The following is a 14,849-nucleotide window of genomic DNA, read 5'->3' as shown; positions in this document are numbered from 1 at the left end:
GGGGGATGTCCCCCCCCTTATTTTTAGAACCGGGTGCTGAGGCGCACGCGAACACTGCGCGGCTCCACGGGGTGGATATGGCGACCTTCAACCACATCGGCGCTCGGGCTGAGGCGCGATTCATAAAGATAAGTGATATCAGCGTCCTGACTATCGAAAAGATTGAGGACATCAATGCCGACCTGCCAGTGATTGAGCGCGTAATGGGCGCTGGCATTGACCACCGTGGTGGGCTCACTCATTTCGCTCTCATCCTCAATGAGGGGCGCTTCACCAAAGTGACGCACGCGCAAAGTGCCCGTCCAATTCTGCCACTGCCCAATCAGACCAGCTGCAACCACGCTTTCCACCGCACCGGCAATGCGGTCCTCTGCGCCATCAACACCTTTTAACTTGGCATCGGTCCACGAGGCGGCCAGATCCAGGGTCAGATAATCATTGAGCGTCCAATAGGCTGTCGCCTCAACACCATAACGGCGCGAAGCATCATTGGCCTCCGTCGCGCCGCCATCGCCGACATAAATCAATTCTGAATCAAGATCGAGCCAGAAGCCGGTCAAAGTCGCGTGCACAGGGCCTTGTTCCCAGCGCGCGCCCAGTTCGGCCCCGCGCCCCTTGGCCAGCAGATCAACCGCGTCCACCCCCTCACCCGAAACCGGGTCGATCGAAATGGTCGCACCGCGTGCATCATTGGAGTGGAAGCCTTCACCATAATTGCCATAGAATTCCAGGCTATTGCTGGCTTTCCAAGCCAAAGCGATATTCGGCGACACCAATGTGTCATCGCTTTTTCCGCTATTGGCTTCGAGTGTCTGAGCGCTGACATCGGCGCGGTAATGATCAACCCGCGCGCCCACAACGGCCCGCCAAGACGGGCTCAAAAACAGTTCGGCCTCCGCAAAGCCCGCTAAAGACACTTCATCGAGATTGTCCTGACGCACCGTGTCATGACGGCGGCGCGCTTGCGTTTTATATAGGCCCACACGGTCAATATGGTCCCATTGCCATTCGGCCCCAACGCTCAACAAAACGCGCATATCGCCCCAATATTGGCTTGCGCCATGACGAATGCGCGCACCATAGGTCCAGCGCTGATCACCTTGTTCAAACTCATCACCGCGTACGGGGTCTTCTAAGAAATAGGTGAAGTTGGAAAAGAGCGAAAACTCATAGCGCCGCGCATAGGCATTCATCTGTGTCGTGGCACCATTGGCATGGGCATAGCGGGCCTGGACATTACCGGCATAATAGCGTGTCGATCCACCCAGATCGGGATCGACATAGCCCAAACGATCAATCAGACCCGCATCAATGGCGTATTGCGGGATCTGATCGGTCGCATCCCAGGACGCATCATAGGCCATCAGCGTCCCGGCGAAATTCCACGCCCCGACATCCCGGCTATATTTAACCAAGCCTTTGACAGAATTGAGATCCTGATCGAGCACCCATGGCCCATCATATTGACTATAGGCCCCGGCCAGCAACAGCTCCCCACCCGCGACAGGCACCGAGCCCGCGCCGACAAACCGGCCATAGCCGTTTTCCCCCAGGGTCAGCTCATAAACCGTATGATCGAGCTTATCAGCGGTGACGAAGAAGGCTGATCCGGCCGCGGAGAAATCACCGGTTTGCGCCGAAGACAGACCTTTACGATAATCCACGCGCGCAATGACTTCGGGTAATAGAATGTTGAGATCAAGATAGCCTTGGCCATGGCCATGGCTGCGGAAATTGAGCGGCATGCCGTCCAACTCCGCAGAAAAATCCGTGCCGTGATCGAGGTTAAAACCGCGCAGGAAATACTGATTGGCTTTGCCCTCGCCCGAATGCTGGGTTGCCACCACGCCGGGGATCACCTCCACCAATTCACCCACCCGCGAGAGCGGACGCGCAGAAAAAGTGTCATATAAAACACTGCCCGCAGAAGACGATTTTGCTGCCCCGACCAAGCCGCCCTGGCGCGCATACACCGTGATGACATCACGCGTGTCATGATTGGGATCAGCGATCGCTGCGCCCCCCGCCAAAGTTGCAATAACCAGTGCACCCAATGTCACACCGGTCGCAAAACGCGTACGTCCACGATTAGACATCATCCCCATCTCCATCCCCTATCTGTCCAAAATCCCCCCCTCAAGCCGCCCAAAGCATTATGGAGAGGTGTAAATTGGCTCAAACCAAAGTTGTTATACTGTAACTCAGGCTCAAACTTGGAGCCGATTTTGAAGATCATGTCCAGCTAGGCGTGTGCACAGAAACCCGATAAAAGGTGCATTATGGCTTTTGAGAAACGCTCCTTATCTTTATCGGGTCACCGCACCAGCCTAGCGCTAGAGCCGGAGTTTTGGGCCGTTTTGGATGCGGCGATCCTGGCGCGCGGCCAATCGCTGGCCAGCTTGATCGGGGAAATTGACGAGGCCCGCACCCTGGCGATGTCCGAACAACCTTTAAGCTCAGCGGTTCGGGTTTGGGCGCTCAGCTATGTTCAGGCCTCGTCAGAGGGGTCCAGCTGAACGCGGCCATCCTCATGCACGGTCCAAAACGGATTGTGCGCCAATTCCAATAAAAACCGCCCGAGAATTTTGACATAGCCCGAATACCCGCCCCAGAAGACGGGCTTGGGCGCACTTAAATCTTCTGCCCCAGCAGCCAGCGCCTGGGCATAGGCGGCATCGACCTCTTCACGGGTGCGCCCATTCCAGGAGATTGACACCGGCGGGATCTGATCGTTCGCCAGCTCAGCATTCGCCTCTTCGCCCAGGGCTTCACGGCCATAGAGGCCCAAAACACTGGCCCCCGTTTCAAAGAAAACCACATTGTCATTGCTGCCCGCATGGGCCTGCCAGCCAAGCCCGTTTTCAAAGAAATCACGGGCCGCGGCGATATCATCCACCCCCAAAGTGATCATGGTTAAGCGCTGTTCCATCTTACCCTCCTGCTCATCTCGCCCTGGCTATACCCCAAAACCCCACCCAAGAAAAGAACAAAATAAGAACTAACTTATTTTCGTTTGTTCTCAATCTATTGCCTTGACGCGCGCAGGGTAAATGGATTCAAATCACGCCACCCATGATCACACGCCCCGCCCTTCGCACCCTCACCCATTGGCTTATGCCCCTCATCACGATGATGGGGAAAGGACGCTCGCCTATACTCTGGCTGATGGGCATTGTGGCGGGGCTGGTGGCCGGTTATGCCGCGCTGGGCCTGCGCTTTGTGATCACACGGATCCAAGCCCAAATGTATGGGGCCGAGGATGAGCACCTCTCCAGTGCGCTGGTGAGCCTTTCACCCTGGCATGTCATCATCGGGCCCATTCTGGGCGGCTGCCTTGTGGCTTTCCTGTTATGGATGGGCGAGCGGACCCGCTGGCTGATCGAGACACGTGCCGAAGCCGTGGCCGATGTCATAGAAGCGCGTGCCGCCAAGGGCGCGCACATGCCGCTAGGGGCTGGACTGTTATCAGCGCTCATCTCCGCAATTTCTCTAGGCGCCGGGGCCTCGACAGGGCGTGAAGGCCCAGCGGTCCATCTGGGCGCAACCCTCGCCTCACAAATCGCCCATGGCCTAAAGCTCCCTCCGCGTGCCGCCCGGATCATCCTGGCGAGCGGCGCGGCCGCCGCCGTGGCGGCCAGCTTTAATGCCCCCGTGGCCGGGGCGCTCTTCGCGTTCGAGGTGATCCTCGGCCATTATGCCCTACGCTCCATCGCGCCCGTGGCGGTGGCGAGCGTAACCGGTGCGCTGATCGCGCGTCTTCATTATGGGGCCACCCCGGCCTTTGCCGTCCCGGCCCTGGCACAAGTTTCCATCGTGGATTTTCTATGGATCCCGCCCCTGGGCCTCGCCGCCGCCTGTGTTGCGATTGCCTTCACGCATTTAGCCTTGCACGTCCCGCGCCTTACCGTAGAGCGGATGCGCCAGTTTGATCTGCCGCTCTGGCTGCTGCCTCCCTTTGGCGGCCTCATCCTGGGCTTGATTTTCCTGATCCGACCCGAGGTCGCGGGCATTGGCTATGAAGCGACGGCGGCCGCCCTGATGGGGGATTATGGCATGGGCATGGCGCTTCTTCTGGTGGGTTTTAAAATCCTGGCGACCGTGATTTCCATGGGGGCCCGCTTTGGCGGCGGGGTATTCGGACCTTCGCTCTATTTAGGGGCCTTATTGGGCGCAGCCTTTGGTGCGGCGGCGATGTATGCCACAAGCGGGCAAAGCGATGAGATCGCCTTCTTCGCCGTTGTCGGCATGGGGGCCGTGTCTGGTGCGGTGCTGGGCGCGCCGCTTTCGACCACTTTGATCGTTTTTGAGCTGACCGGCAGTTATGAAGCTTCCATTGCGCTGCTGGTGGCGGTCTCTTTGGCGACCGTCCTGACGCTATCCTTCACCCGCGGCTCATTCTTTCATAAACAGATCCAACGCCACGGATATGATTTGACGCAAGGCGCAGCCCGGCTCATCCTGCACACGCTTCGCGCCCGCGACATTATGAGCCCGCTTGATCCCCAGGACTTTCACCTTGATGCCGGGGAGACGTATGTGTTTGAGGATGACACCCTAGGACGAGTGATTGACTTCCTGCGTGAACACGGGCTCGATGGCGTTCCCGTGCGCGCACGACGCAAAGACCAGCCGATTACTGGCTTCATCTCCACCGCCCATGCCCATGGCGTCTATGCTCAGGAATTGATGAATATCCACGAAGAAGAACACCGTTAGCGTCCCTTCGCGAGGTTATAAGAAGCGATATGAAACAGCGCATCACCCTTTATAAAGGTAAGTCGGTGGAAGTGACCTATGATAGCGCGATCTGCCTGCATGCCAGCGAGTGTACCAATGGCTCTTCACGTGCGTTTAATCCCAAACGCAACCCCTGGGTTGATCCCAATGGCGAAGACCCGGCCAGTGTGTTGTCGATCGTCGCGCGCTGCCCGACCAGCGCCCTACGCGCGCGCAAGCTTGACCCCGAGATTGAAGATCCAAAACTGCCCACGACCAGCAAAATCCAGGTGACGGCCGACGGCCCTTTGTTCATTCATTCGCCCGACATCAAGATCAATGGCGCCAGCGCGGGTAATCGCATGGCGCTGTGCCGATGTGGGGCCTCTAGCCACAAACCCTTCTGCGATCGCAGTCATAAGACCATCGGCTTTGACGATCCCGGTGCGATCAATTCCGATGTGCGCGCCACCTTCACGCAAGACACCAGCCTGCGCCTGACGCTATGCGAAGACGGCCCGATCATCGCTGAAGGCGCGATGGAAATCCGCACCGCCTCGGGCCGGGTTGCCCTGCGCACCCAACGCGTTGTCCTGTGCCGGTGCGGGGGATCGAAGAACAAACCCTTCTGCGATGGCCGCCATGAGGCCCTTGGCTTTAAGGCTAACGGGGTTTAACACCCGCCCCTCTGTATCCCTGAGGGTGAAATGTGCTACTTTCGTTCCGCTTTGCCGAATCACTCTCGATTCGATTTGCCCCAGATCCCCGATTAGCAGACCCCAGATTAAGTGTGCCGATGTCTGATCATACCCCCACCGGGCTCTCCCTCTCGCAACAGGCCATGGCCCGCCCCCCGCGCACGCGTGAAGGTGGCTATCTTGAAGGGCTCAATCACGAACAACGTGAAGCGGTTGAGAGCCTGCATGGTCCGGTTCTGGTGCTGGCGGGCGCAGGCACGGGTAAGACCCGCGTTCTAACCACGCGCCTTGCCCATATCCTGGCGAGCGGTGAGGCACGGCCCTGGGAAATCCTCTCGGTGACCTTCACCAATAAGGCCGCGCGCGAAATGAAGGAGCGTGTCGGGCGGATCATCGGCGAAGCGGTGGAGGGCGTGCCCTGGCTGGGCACCTTCCACTCGATCGCTGCGCAAATCCTGCGCCGTCATGCCGAACTGGTGGAGCTGAAATCCAGCTTCACGATTTTGGATACCGATGATCAGCTGCGCCTGATCAAGCAGATCCTGCAAGCGGAAAAGATCGATGAGAAGCGCTGGACTCCGCGCCATCTCGCCGCCCTGATTGATGGTTGGAAGAACCGCGGCCTGTTACCCGATCGCATCCCCGATGAGGACAAGTGGAAATTCGCCGACGGTAAAGCCGGTAAGCTCTATCAGCTTTATCAACAACGCCTGGCGACGTTAAACGCGTGTGATTTCGGCGATCTGTTGATGCATAATTTGACGATTTTCAAGGACAATCCCGACGTCCTGAAAAGCTATCACGACAAATTCAAATTCATCATGGTCGATGAGTATCAAGACACCAATGTGTGCCAATATCTCTGGCTGCGCCTGTTGGCACGCGGATCGGGCAATCTGTGCTGTGTCGGCGATGATGATCAATCCATCTATGGCTGGCGCGGGGCGGAGGTGGATAACATCTTGCGCTTTGAGACCGATTTTCCCGGCGCAAAAGTCATCCGGCTGGAGCGCAATTATCGCTCGACCGAGCATATTCTCGGGGCCGCCTCGGGCCTGATCACCGCCAATAAATCGCGCCTGGGTAAAACCTTGTGGACTGAAGATGCCGGCGGCGAAAAGGTCCAGGTCAAGGGCCTGTGGGATGGCGAGGCCGAAGCGCGCTTCATCGCCGATGAGATTGAAAGCTGGGTGCGTAAATCCGGCCATTATCATGACTGCGCGGTTCTGGTGCGGGCCTCCTGGCAGATGCGCGCCTTTGAAGATCGCTTCTTGATGCTGGGGCTGCCCTATAAAGTCATTGGCGGGCCGCGCTTCTTTGAACGCGCGGAAATCCGCGATGCCCACGCCTATATGCGCCTGGTGCGTACGCCCGAAGATGACCTGGCCTTTGAGCGCATTATCAATACGCCCAAGCGCGGTATTGGCGAGACAACCGTGCAGAAAATCGCCGCCACCGCGCGCCTGCAAGCTATCTCGATGAGTGAAGCCGCGCGCTTGATGTCCGGCACCGATGAAATTCGGGGCAAGGCGCGCACCGCCATCACCACCTTCCTGCGCGATATGGACCGCTGGCGAGAGCAAGCCGAAAGCCTGCGCCATGATGAGCTGGCTGAGATTATCCTCGATGAAAGCGGCTATACCGCTATGTGGCGCGAGGATAAATCGCCCCAGGCCGCCGGACGGCTCGACAACCTCAAAGAATTGGTCCGCTCGATGGGCGAGTTTGATACGCTCGAAGCCTATCTGGAACATGTGGCCTTGGTCAGCGATCTTGACCGCACCGAAGACGGCTCTGAAGTCAGCCTGATGACGCTTCACGCGGCCAAAGGCCTTGAGTTTCCGCTGGTTTTCCTGCCTGGATGGGAAGAGACAGTCTTCCCCTCCCAGCGCGCGCTGGATGAGTCCGGGACCGCGGCCCTGGAAGAGGAACGCCGCCTGGCCTATGTCGGGATCACCCGCGCGCGCGAACGCGCCATGATCACCTTTACCGCCAATCGCCAGATCTTTGGGCGCTGGCAAAGCGTTCTGCCCTCGCGCTTCATTGATGAACTGCCCCCCGCCCATGTCGAGGCGCAAAGCGATACGGGGTATTATCAAGAGGCGGGCCCCGGTTTTGAGACCTTGAATCAGCCCGGCGATCCCTTCCGCTCCTCCTATGAAAGTCCGGGCTGGAAACGCTTTAAGGCCGCCCAAAGCCAGCCGCGCACATCGCGCGATCCCGGCACGATCAATGCCAAGGCCGAACACATCACCTCCAGCGCGGGCGGCAATGGCCGCTGGACGCCCGGCGACCGCGTTTTCCATCAAAAATTCGGCTATGGCACGGTCAAACAGGCCGATGGCCCCAAACTCACCGTGCACTTTGATAAGGCGGGCACCAAGAAGGTCGTGGAAAGCTTCATCTCTGAATTGCCGTAAGGCCCGAAGGGCTGACCACGATAGCCCGTCATATCCTAAACCCTGTCATCAACTCTGATATTTTATGTCACCCCAAACTTGATTTGGGGTCTATCCCGGAAGGGTTGAGCGTGGTTCTGATCGTGCAGATTATTCGGCAAGCTTACGGCATGGATGCCAGATCAAGCCTGGCATGACAGGGTCGACCTGAAGGGTCGCAAGGACGACCGTCCTCATATAGCCGACAGGCGATAGGACAAGTAAGAAGCGCCCGCCCGCAGCGAAGCGAGGAACTAAAGAAGTTGTCATCCCCGACTTGATCGGGGATCCATGCCGTGAGTTTTCAGTCCGCTATCCACGATCAGAACGTGACACACCCTTTCAGTCTATGGACCCCGGATCAAGCCCGGGGCCGCGTGGATGCGAATATGCCAACCGGGTTCCCGGCCTTGAGCCGGGATCCATCCTTTATCCTGTCACCCCAAACTTGATTTGGGGTCCATGCCGGACGGGGTGAGCAAGGTTCTGATCGCGCAGAATAATCGTCAAACTCACGGCATGGATGCCAGATCTCGTCTGGCATGACACCCTACCCTAAACCCTGTCATCCCCGACGTGATCGGGAATCTATTATGTTCGGCATTAATGCTATTTATATGGACAACAGTCGTCGAGATTACTCCTCCATATTTCCAATAAACTCAAATATTGACTCAATATCTTGGCAACCTAGTAATGACTTATTAAATTTGGGTCTTTCCTCGGGCAAACAATCCAAATCTTTATTAAACGCGTTTATAATTAAAGATTGAATATCGCGCAGATCTAAGAATTTTACATCGCCATAAAAAAACTCTAATATAAATGGTCTTTCAAAAATAAATTTAGGGAATAATGAAAAAAGAGGCATTTTTTTAACAACGTTCGCCGCAATTATCTCCCATACTATATGATTTTTCTCAATTATTTTTATGTCCATTTCTGGAATTATTTTTAAAAAGCGCGCATCACCATAATGCATGGGCAAATCGCCATGTATTATTTCAACACATCCCGTATTATCTATCCAAATAACTGGATAGGCCCAAGGGTAAGGAATTTTCTCCATGTGCCTCATTTCCATTTGAAATTCTAAATAGAAGCCATCCCTATTGCGAGAATGACGAAGTCGCGCCTCTCATCTTAAAGCTAGCCCACTTTTCCCCCATAAAACACGGCTGTCTTCAAGTCTTTCTCGAAACATCATCCGAGTCAGGGCATCATTTCCATATCCATCCCGTGTGAGGCGATTATGAGCGAGACTGACACTCCTTTAACCGCGCTTCTCACCGAGGCGTATGACAGCGCGGTTAAGCGCCTGACCCGCGAGGGCGGGCAGATCAATGCGGATTTTGCCAAATGGGGCGCACTGGCCAGCCCCCGGCGCTGGCACGCCTTTCACTTGGCGCAAATCCGTATCCTGACCGATTTTCGCGCCGATATCGCTCATCCCCTATTGGAACAGGTCCAGCGCGAGCACTTGAGCCGGGAAGACGCCGCCGAGCAGTTAAAAACCCAGCTTGACGCGCTGATGGAGCATATGCGGGCCGATTATGAAAAGCGCGCCGATGCCGGGCAATTATTCGACGGTCCGATCCCGCCCTTCCCGGAGGAGGATTTGGCGCGCATCGTTCACCAGGGAAAGCGCGCCTTTGAAAATGGTCCACCGCCCGAGCTCACCGTACAAAAATCACCCACCTGGCCAGAGTATTGGCCAAAAACCTGGGATCAATGGAAAGCCTTCCTGGATAAGGAAGGACGCGAATTTCACCCGATGCGCGCGGTAGACTGGGCCGTCGGCGCGGGCTTTATGCTGATTATCTGTCTGTTTTTTGGAGTGGTTTTTTAAAAAGACACTTTGTGCGAGCGGGCCACACCCGGCAACCTGACTGGCATTTCATCTGCACCGCGGCCCCGGACGTGATCCGGGGTCCATTCGACAATTTCAAGACGCCACGCGAAGACTGGATCCCGGCTCTGCGCTTCGCTGGGCCGGGAACCCGGATGGCGATTTATCATTAGCGCGGTCCCAAACTTGATTTGGGGTCCATGCCGGACAAGTTGGGCTGGGTTCTGGTTGACCAGAATAATCGTCAAGCCTACGGCAGGGATGCCAGATCAAGTCTGGCATGACACGCTCGACCCGAAGGGTCGCAAGGACGAATGTCCTCAAATAGCCGACAGGCGATAGGACAAATAAGAAGTGCGCGCCCGCAGCGTGAGCGAGGAATTAAAAAAACACTGTCATCCCGGAACAGCGAAGCGCACATCCGGGATCTATTGAGCTTGCCTTCAAAGCGCATAGATCCCCGATCAAGTCGGGGATGACAGTTTAGTCTTTGCTCTAGCACAGCGAGGACACACCATAAGGATCACCGCCCCGGGCGTTATCCCGCCTCTACACGCAAGATCCCACCCTCAACCGTCATATTCCCTTGATCCATAGGCCCACACGGGCCTAGATGGGGCGAGATGGGAGAGTGATGATGAGCACACTTTGGCGCTGGCAGGCCCTAGGCCCTTATGCCGCTTTGAAAGCGATATCAGATCGCCTGGATCAAGATGATGAGCCGATCTGGTTGTCATCCTCGGTTTTTGGCGAAGATACCCCCGATGAAGGCCGATTAGACGTTTTGTTTGGTGATATGCCAGACGAGGACGCCTTTTGCGCGCATATCGGCCTGAATGCGGCCAGCACAAAAGGCCTGGACATCACCCTACAACCCCTGCCTGAAGAGGACTGGGTGCGTCTCTCGCTGGCCGGACTGCCCCCGGTTCAGGCGGGACGCTTTGTGCTATTTGGTGCGCATGATCGCGAGAATTTGCCCCAGGGTAAGCTTCCCATCGAGATCGAAGCCGGCCCCGCCTTTGGCACCGGTCATCATGGCACCACCAAGGGCTGTTTGATCGCCGCCGATGAGCTGGAGCAGACCGGTTTCACTCCGTCCCGCATCCTAGATCTGGGCGCAGGTTCGGGCGCGCTGGCCATTGCCGCGGCCTTTCTATGGCCCAAGGCCCATACCATTCTCGCCAGCGATATCGACCCGATCGCGGTTGATGAAACGATAGAGAACGCCACCAAAAATGGCGTGGAAGCGCGCATTGGTGCCTTTGAAGCCGATGGCTTCAATCACCCCCAGCTCGAAACGGGTGAATTTGATCTGATCTTCGCCAACATTCTCGCCGGACCGTTAGAAATCCTGGCCGAACAATTGGCCGGTGCCCTGGCCCATGATGGGGTTGCGATCCTATCGGGTCTGTTAGAGCATCAGATTGACACCGTATCGAGCGCCTATGCCCGCACTGGGCTGCATGTGCGTTCACAAACCCTGATCGAGGGTTGGGCCATTTTGACCCTGGATCGGCGCGCCGCGTAGGACGTTTATGACTGTCATCTGGGCACTCCGCCCGCACCCCTGCCCCTTGAAACTGCGAACCATAAGGACGAGATCAACATCATGACACAGGCTTTTCAAACCTTTGACGTGAAGGGCGGCCCACAATGGGGTCGTGATCACCTTCCTAAATTGCGCGCTGTCTTGAAAGAGGCGGGCCTTGATGGCTTCTTCATCCCCCATGAAGATGAATACAATAACGAGTATCTGCCACAAAATACTGAGCGCTTGTCTTGGGCCACCGGCTTTACCGGTTCCGCGGGCGCGGCGCTGGTCCTGATCGATAGGGCCGTCATGTTCGTGGATGGGCGCTATACCCTTCAATCGCGCGCGCAAACCGATCTTACCCTCTTTGATCAAACCGATCTGAGCACTGAAGCGCAGCGCGCCTGGATTATCGAGCATGTCAGCGCTGGTCAAAAAATCGGCTATGACCCTAAATTGCATAGCCCGGACGCCCTCGCCGCGCTGCAAAGCGCGGTAGACATGGCCGGGGCGGAGCTGGTCGCGCTCAAGCAGAACCCCATTGATGCCGCGTGGGACAATCGTCCCGAAGCGCCGATGGGCGATGTTGTGGTGCAAGATCTGGATAAAGCCGGTGAGGCCCATAGCGACAAGCGTGCGCGCCTGGGCGAAGCCTTAGGGAAAGACAAGCTGGACGCGGCCATCGTGACCGATCCGGCCTCTGTGGCCTGGCTGTTTAACATTCGCGGCGGCGATGTGAAATGCTCACCGCTACCATTGTCTGCGGCAATTTTGAACAAGGATGGCACCGCGAGCCTCTTCATCAATACCGCCAAGCTGAGCGACGGCGTGCGTGAGCATTTGGGCAATCAGGTCGAAGTTCGTGAAGAGCATGAACTTGCCAATGGCTTGGCGAGCCTGGGCGGGAAATCCGTCAGCGTCGATCCGGCGAAATCGTCGGCCTGGGTCTTTGATCAATTGACCCTTGCTGGGGCTACGATCAAACGCGCCATGGATGTTGTGGCCCTACCCAAGGCATGCAAAAACCCGGTTGAGATCGAAGGTTCTCGCCAGGCCCATATCCGTGATGGCGCGGCCATCGCGACCTTCCTGCATTGGCTGGACACCCAGGCACAAAGCGGCCAGGAAGACGAGATTACCGCGGCGATGAAGCTGGAAGAAATCCGCCGCGCCAATAGCGCGGATCTGCGCGATATTTCCTTTGAGACCATCTCCGGCTATGGCCCGAATGGAGCACACCCCCATTACCGCGTCAATTCAGACAGCAATCTGAAACTGGCCCAAGGCTCGCTTTATCTGGTGGATTCGGGCGGGCAATATCCCGATGGCACCACGGACATCACCCGCGTTGTGCCCATCGGCGCACCCAGCGATGAAATGCGCCGTCACTTCACCCTGGTGCTCAAAGGCATGATCACGATGACCGTCGTGCGCTTCCCTGAAGGCACCACCGGCACGCATCTCGATGTGCTGGCGCGTCACGCGCTATGGCAAGCGGGCTATGATTACGCCCATGGCACGGGCCATGGGGTAGGCAGCTATCTGGGCGTTCATGAAGGCCCGCAACGCATTGCCAAAGCGCCAAATTCTATCGCCCTGCGCCCCGGCATGATCGTTTCGAATGAGCCGGGCTATTATAAAGCCGATCATTACGGCATCCGGATTGAGAACCTTCAGGTTGTCACCGCCCCAGCCGATATTCCCGGCGGCGACATCCCCATGTTGGGCTTTGAAAGCGTTACCATGGCCCCGATCCATCGTGAGCTGATTGATCCCCAATACCTCACAGATGCTGAACTTAATTGGCTCAATGCCTATCATGGTGAGGTCTTCACCAAGATCGCTGATTTAGTCAGCGATGAGGTCAAGACCTGGCTGGAAACGGCCTGCGCACCGATCACACGGGGCTGAGGATGATCAAACGCTCGGTTCTGGTTTTGACGGGATGTGGGGCTTTGGCTCTTGGGGGGTGTTTCTATTCTGAAACCTCCCTCATCGGCTATTGGTCCGCAGATAAAGCGTTGGAACCGGGCGTTTACACCCATACCCCTTATGATGAGAATGGCGAAGAATGGGATCGTGTCACCTGGCGTGGTGAGATCACCTATAGCGCGCGGCGCTATCACTCCGAAGCGGAAAACTTCCCCCATGAAGGCGCGCGCCTGCATCAGCTGGACGGGGATATTTATATCGCTGAATGGCCGCGCGATGGCGGCTATGCCTATGGCATTCTCTTCCTGTATGAGGGCATGGCGAGCTATCACCAGCCCGCATGTGATCAGCTGAGCGAGGCAGCCCGCAACCAGGAGAGCCTTATCCTCAATGAAGAAGGCTTTTGCGCTCTTCATGATGATGATCAGCTGGATGCGGTAATGCGCACTTATCTGGCCGAGCATGACGGTGATATTCGCCTGGATGGCATTTATCGGCGCGTGGAAAACCGCTAGGTCGCGTTTCATACACCCACAGAATCATCGTGTGATGGGCTCAAACAGTATGAGGTCCATGACTATGGTTGCCGAAGCTCACTCACAAACCGCCGATCCTCACAGCTTTCCCAATTACATCACGGCGGAAATGAATATGGATGATCAGATGATCGCCCATATGATCCAAGCGGTCGATAATGATCCTGAAGAGGGCGTGATTGCCGCCAGCGCCGAGGAAGAAGGCCGCTTCACGTCAGATCGGGCCTTACGGCGCTCGCAAGTCTTTCGCGTTCCCGCAGAAAATGAATGGATCGGCGTTTATCAAGGCTTTGGGCAATTTATTGAGCAGATCAATGCCCAGGTTTTCAACTTCAATCTTGAAGGCATCGAGGCCCTGCAGATTGCGCGCTATCAAGCCGGAGAGCTGGGCCATTATGGCTGGCACACCGACAGCGCCTATCCCAATAACCGGCGCAAGCTCTCCATCTCCGTCCAGTTGAGCGAGAGCGAGGATTATGAGGGCGGCGATCTGGAGTTCATGTTCCGCGACCCTCCCGTCAAGGCTTCGCGCCAGAAGCGCCATGCCATCGTCTTCCCCAGCTATAGCGTGCATCGGGTAACCCCGGTCACCAAAGGCGCGCGCTATAGCTTGGTCGCCTGGATCCGCGGTGAGCGCTGGCGCTAGGGCTCACGCTCAAGTAGCCGATAGCCGGTATCGCACTATAAGCGCTTGATCGGGGATCTAAAGATGCCGAGATGTATGCGCTCATTGGCATGACAAAAATGTAGCCTGTCATCCCCGACTTGATCGGGGATCTATCTACCTTGATGGCAAGCCCAATAGATCCCGGATCTCACTGCGTTCGTCCGGGATGACAGCTTTTCATAAGATCCTCGCTTACACTGCGGGCGCGCATTCGCGCTTGCGGGCTGATCGCCCGATACATGTCCTCCCCTGTTTACGGGGGAGGTGGTCCGTAGGTACCGGAGGGGGCGACTTCTTGTGAAGTCTCCTCGCTTCACTGATGGCGGACGGTCGTCCTAACGAACCCTTTGGGTTCGAAGTCATCCCAAACTTGACTTGGGGGCCATGGCGTAAGGCCCGCGCTAGGTTCTGGTCATTCAGGCTTAAAGACAGGTCACAGCCTGGTTCCCGGCCCTGAGCCGGGATGACACAATACACTTCAC

Annotated in this window: 12 protein-coding genes; 9 read left to right on the top strand and 3 right to left on the bottom strand. The window is 56.8% G+C overall.

Features of this window, described 5'->3' with window-relative positions; translation table 11 throughout:
- Positions 1-23: 23 nt before the first annotated feature.
- A complete protein-coding gene (locus H151_RS0108560) occupies positions 24-2,099 on the bottom strand; it encodes a TonB-dependent receptor (protein ID WP_169336731.1) in 2,076 nt (691 codons plus the stop codon).
- Positions 2,100-2,279: 180 nt separating this feature from the next.
- Between H151_RS0108560 and H151_RS0108555 the strand changes: the two genes are divergently transcribed.
- Positions 2,280-2,516, top strand: a complete 237-nt coding sequence (locus tag H151_RS0108555; RefSeq protein WP_019961245.1) for a ribbon-helix-helix domain-containing protein — start codon at positions 2,280-2,282, stop codon at positions 2,514-2,516.
- On the opposite strand, the gene H151_RS0108550 is transcribed toward H151_RS0108555, so the two are convergent.
- Positions 2,489-2,929 carry a VOC family protein gene (locus H151_RS0108550; protein WP_019961244.1) on the bottom strand — a complete coding sequence of 147 codons (441 nt, stop codon included), beginning with the start codon at positions 2,927-2,929 and terminating at the stop codon, positions 2,489-2,491. The genes H151_RS0108555 and H151_RS0108550 overlap by 28 nt on opposite strands.
- A 143-nt stretch (positions 2,930-3,072) precedes the next feature.
- On the opposite strand from H151_RS0108550, the gene H151_RS0108545 reads away from it, so the two are divergent.
- From H151_RS0108545 to H151_RS0108535, 3 genes are all read left to right on the top strand, one after another.
- Positions 3,073-4,716, top strand: a complete 1,644-nt coding sequence (locus H151_RS0108545) for a chloride channel protein (RefSeq protein ID WP_019961243.1) — start codon at positions 3,073-3,075, stop codon at positions 4,714-4,716.
- Positions 4,717-4,745: 29 nt separating this feature from the next.
- Entirely contained in the window at positions 4,746-5,393 is a 648-nt protein-coding gene (locus H151_RS0108540; protein ID WP_019961242.1) for a CDGSH iron-sulfur domain-containing protein, read from the top strand.
- Positions 5,394-5,512: 119 nt separating this feature from the next.
- Positions 5,513-7,834 (top strand): ATP-dependent helicase, encoded by a 2,322-nt coding sequence (locus H151_RS0108535; protein ID WP_019961241.1) that lies wholly within the window; start codon positions 5,513-5,515, stop codon positions 7,832-7,834.
- 655 nt (positions 7,835-8,489) lie between these two features.
- On the opposite strand, the gene H151_RS0108530 is transcribed toward H151_RS0108535, so the two are convergent.
- The gene (locus tag H151_RS0108530; RefSeq protein ID WP_156823444.1) at positions 8,490-8,921 is read right to left on the bottom strand and encodes a hypothetical protein; all 432 of its coding nucleotides are present in this window, start codon (positions 8,919-8,921) and stop codon (positions 8,490-8,492) included.
- Between the two features lie 183 nt (positions 8,922-9,104).
- Between H151_RS0108530 and H151_RS0108525 the strand changes: the two genes are divergently transcribed.
- The 5 genes from H151_RS0108525 (at position 9,105) to H151_RS17040 (ending at position 14,346) form a co-directional block, all read left to right on the top strand.
- Positions 9,105-9,701: a hypothetical protein gene (locus H151_RS0108525; protein ID WP_019961239.1), complete on the top strand. Its 597-nt coding sequence runs from the start codon at positions 9,105-9,107 to the stop codon at positions 9,699-9,701.
- Between the two features lie 637 nt (positions 9,702-10,338).
- Complete coding sequence (locus H151_RS0108520; RefSeq protein ID WP_156823443.1) at positions 10,339-11,229, top strand: 50S ribosomal protein L11 methyltransferase; 891 nt, start codon at positions 10,339-10,341, stop codon at positions 11,227-11,229.
- Between the two features lie 81 nt (positions 11,230-11,310).
- Positions 11,311-13,143 carry an aminopeptidase P family protein gene (locus H151_RS0108515; RefSeq protein ID WP_019961237.1) on the top strand — a complete coding sequence of 611 codons (1,833 nt, stop codon included), beginning with the start codon at positions 11,311-11,313 and terminating at the stop codon, positions 13,141-13,143.
- Positions 13,144-13,145: 2 nt separating this feature from the next.
- On the top strand, positions 13,146-13,679 hold the full coding sequence (locus tag H151_RS0108510; RefSeq protein ID WP_019961236.1) for a hypothetical protein: 534 nt from the start codon (positions 13,146-13,148) through the stop codon (positions 13,677-13,679).
- A gap of 58 nt (positions 13,680-13,737) precedes the next feature.
- Positions 13,738-14,346: a 2OG-Fe(II) oxygenase gene (locus H151_RS17040; protein ID WP_169336730.1), complete on the top strand. Its 609-nt coding sequence runs from the start codon at positions 13,738-13,740 to the stop codon at positions 14,344-14,346.
- Positions 14,347-14,849 lie beyond the last annotated feature (503 nt).

This window comes from Woodsholea maritima DSM 17123, from assembly GCF_000382325.1.
GTDB classification, from domain to species: domain Bacteria; phylum Pseudomonadota; class Alphaproteobacteria; order Caulobacterales; family Maricaulaceae; genus Woodsholea; species Woodsholea maritima.
Note: the sequence above shows the minus strand (reverse complement) of the source record. Positions and strands in the feature narration are given on the sequence as shown.

What these genes read in the sequence shown, in the direction of transcription:
- H151_RS0108550 (WP_019961244.1), bottom strand. Translation starts at nt 2,929, where the DNA reads ATGGAACAGCGCTTAACCATGATCACTTTGGGGGTGGATGATATCGCC.
- H151_RS0108525 (WP_019961239.1), top strand. Translation starts at nt 9,105, where the DNA reads ATGAGCGAGACTGACACTCCTTTAACCGCGCTTCTCACCGAGGCGTAT.
- H151_RS0108510 (WP_019961236.1), top strand. Translation starts at nt 13,146, where the DNA reads ATGATCAAACGCTCGGTTCTGGTTTTGACGGGATGTGGGGCTTTGGCT.
- H151_RS0108530 (WP_156823444.1), bottom strand. Translation starts at nt 8,921, where the DNA reads ATGGAGAAAATTCCTTACCCTTGGGCCTATCCAGTTATTTGGATAGAT.
- H151_RS0108545 (WP_019961243.1), top strand. Translation starts at nt 3,073, where the DNA reads ATGATCACACGCCCCGCCCTTCGCACCCTCACCCATTGGCTTATGCCC.
- H151_RS0108515 (WP_019961237.1), top strand. Translation starts at nt 11,311, where the DNA reads ATGACACAGGCTTTTCAAACCTTTGACGTGAAGGGCGGCCCACAATGG.
- H151_RS17040 (WP_169336730.1), top strand. Translation starts at nt 13,738, where the DNA reads ATGACTATGGTTGCCGAAGCTCACTCACAAACCGCCGATCCTCACAGC.
- H151_RS0108540 (WP_019961242.1), top strand. Translation starts at nt 4,746, where the DNA reads ATGAAACAGCGCATCACCCTTTATAAAGGTAAGTCGGTGGAAGTGACC.
- H151_RS0108520 (WP_156823443.1), top strand. Translation starts at nt 10,339, where the DNA reads ATGAGCACACTTTGGCGCTGGCAGGCCCTAGGCCCTTATGCCGCTTTG.
- H151_RS0108560 (WP_169336731.1), bottom strand. Translation starts at nt 2,099, where the DNA reads ATGATGTCTAATCGTGGACGTACGCGTTTTGCGACCGGTGTGACATTG.
- H151_RS0108555 (WP_019961245.1), top strand. Translation starts at nt 2,280, where the DNA reads ATGGCTTTTGAGAAACGCTCCTTATCTTTATCGGGTCACCGCACCAGC.
- H151_RS0108535 (WP_019961241.1), top strand. Translation starts at nt 5,513, where the DNA reads ATGTCTGATCATACCCCCACCGGGCTCTCCCTCTCGCAACAGGCCATG.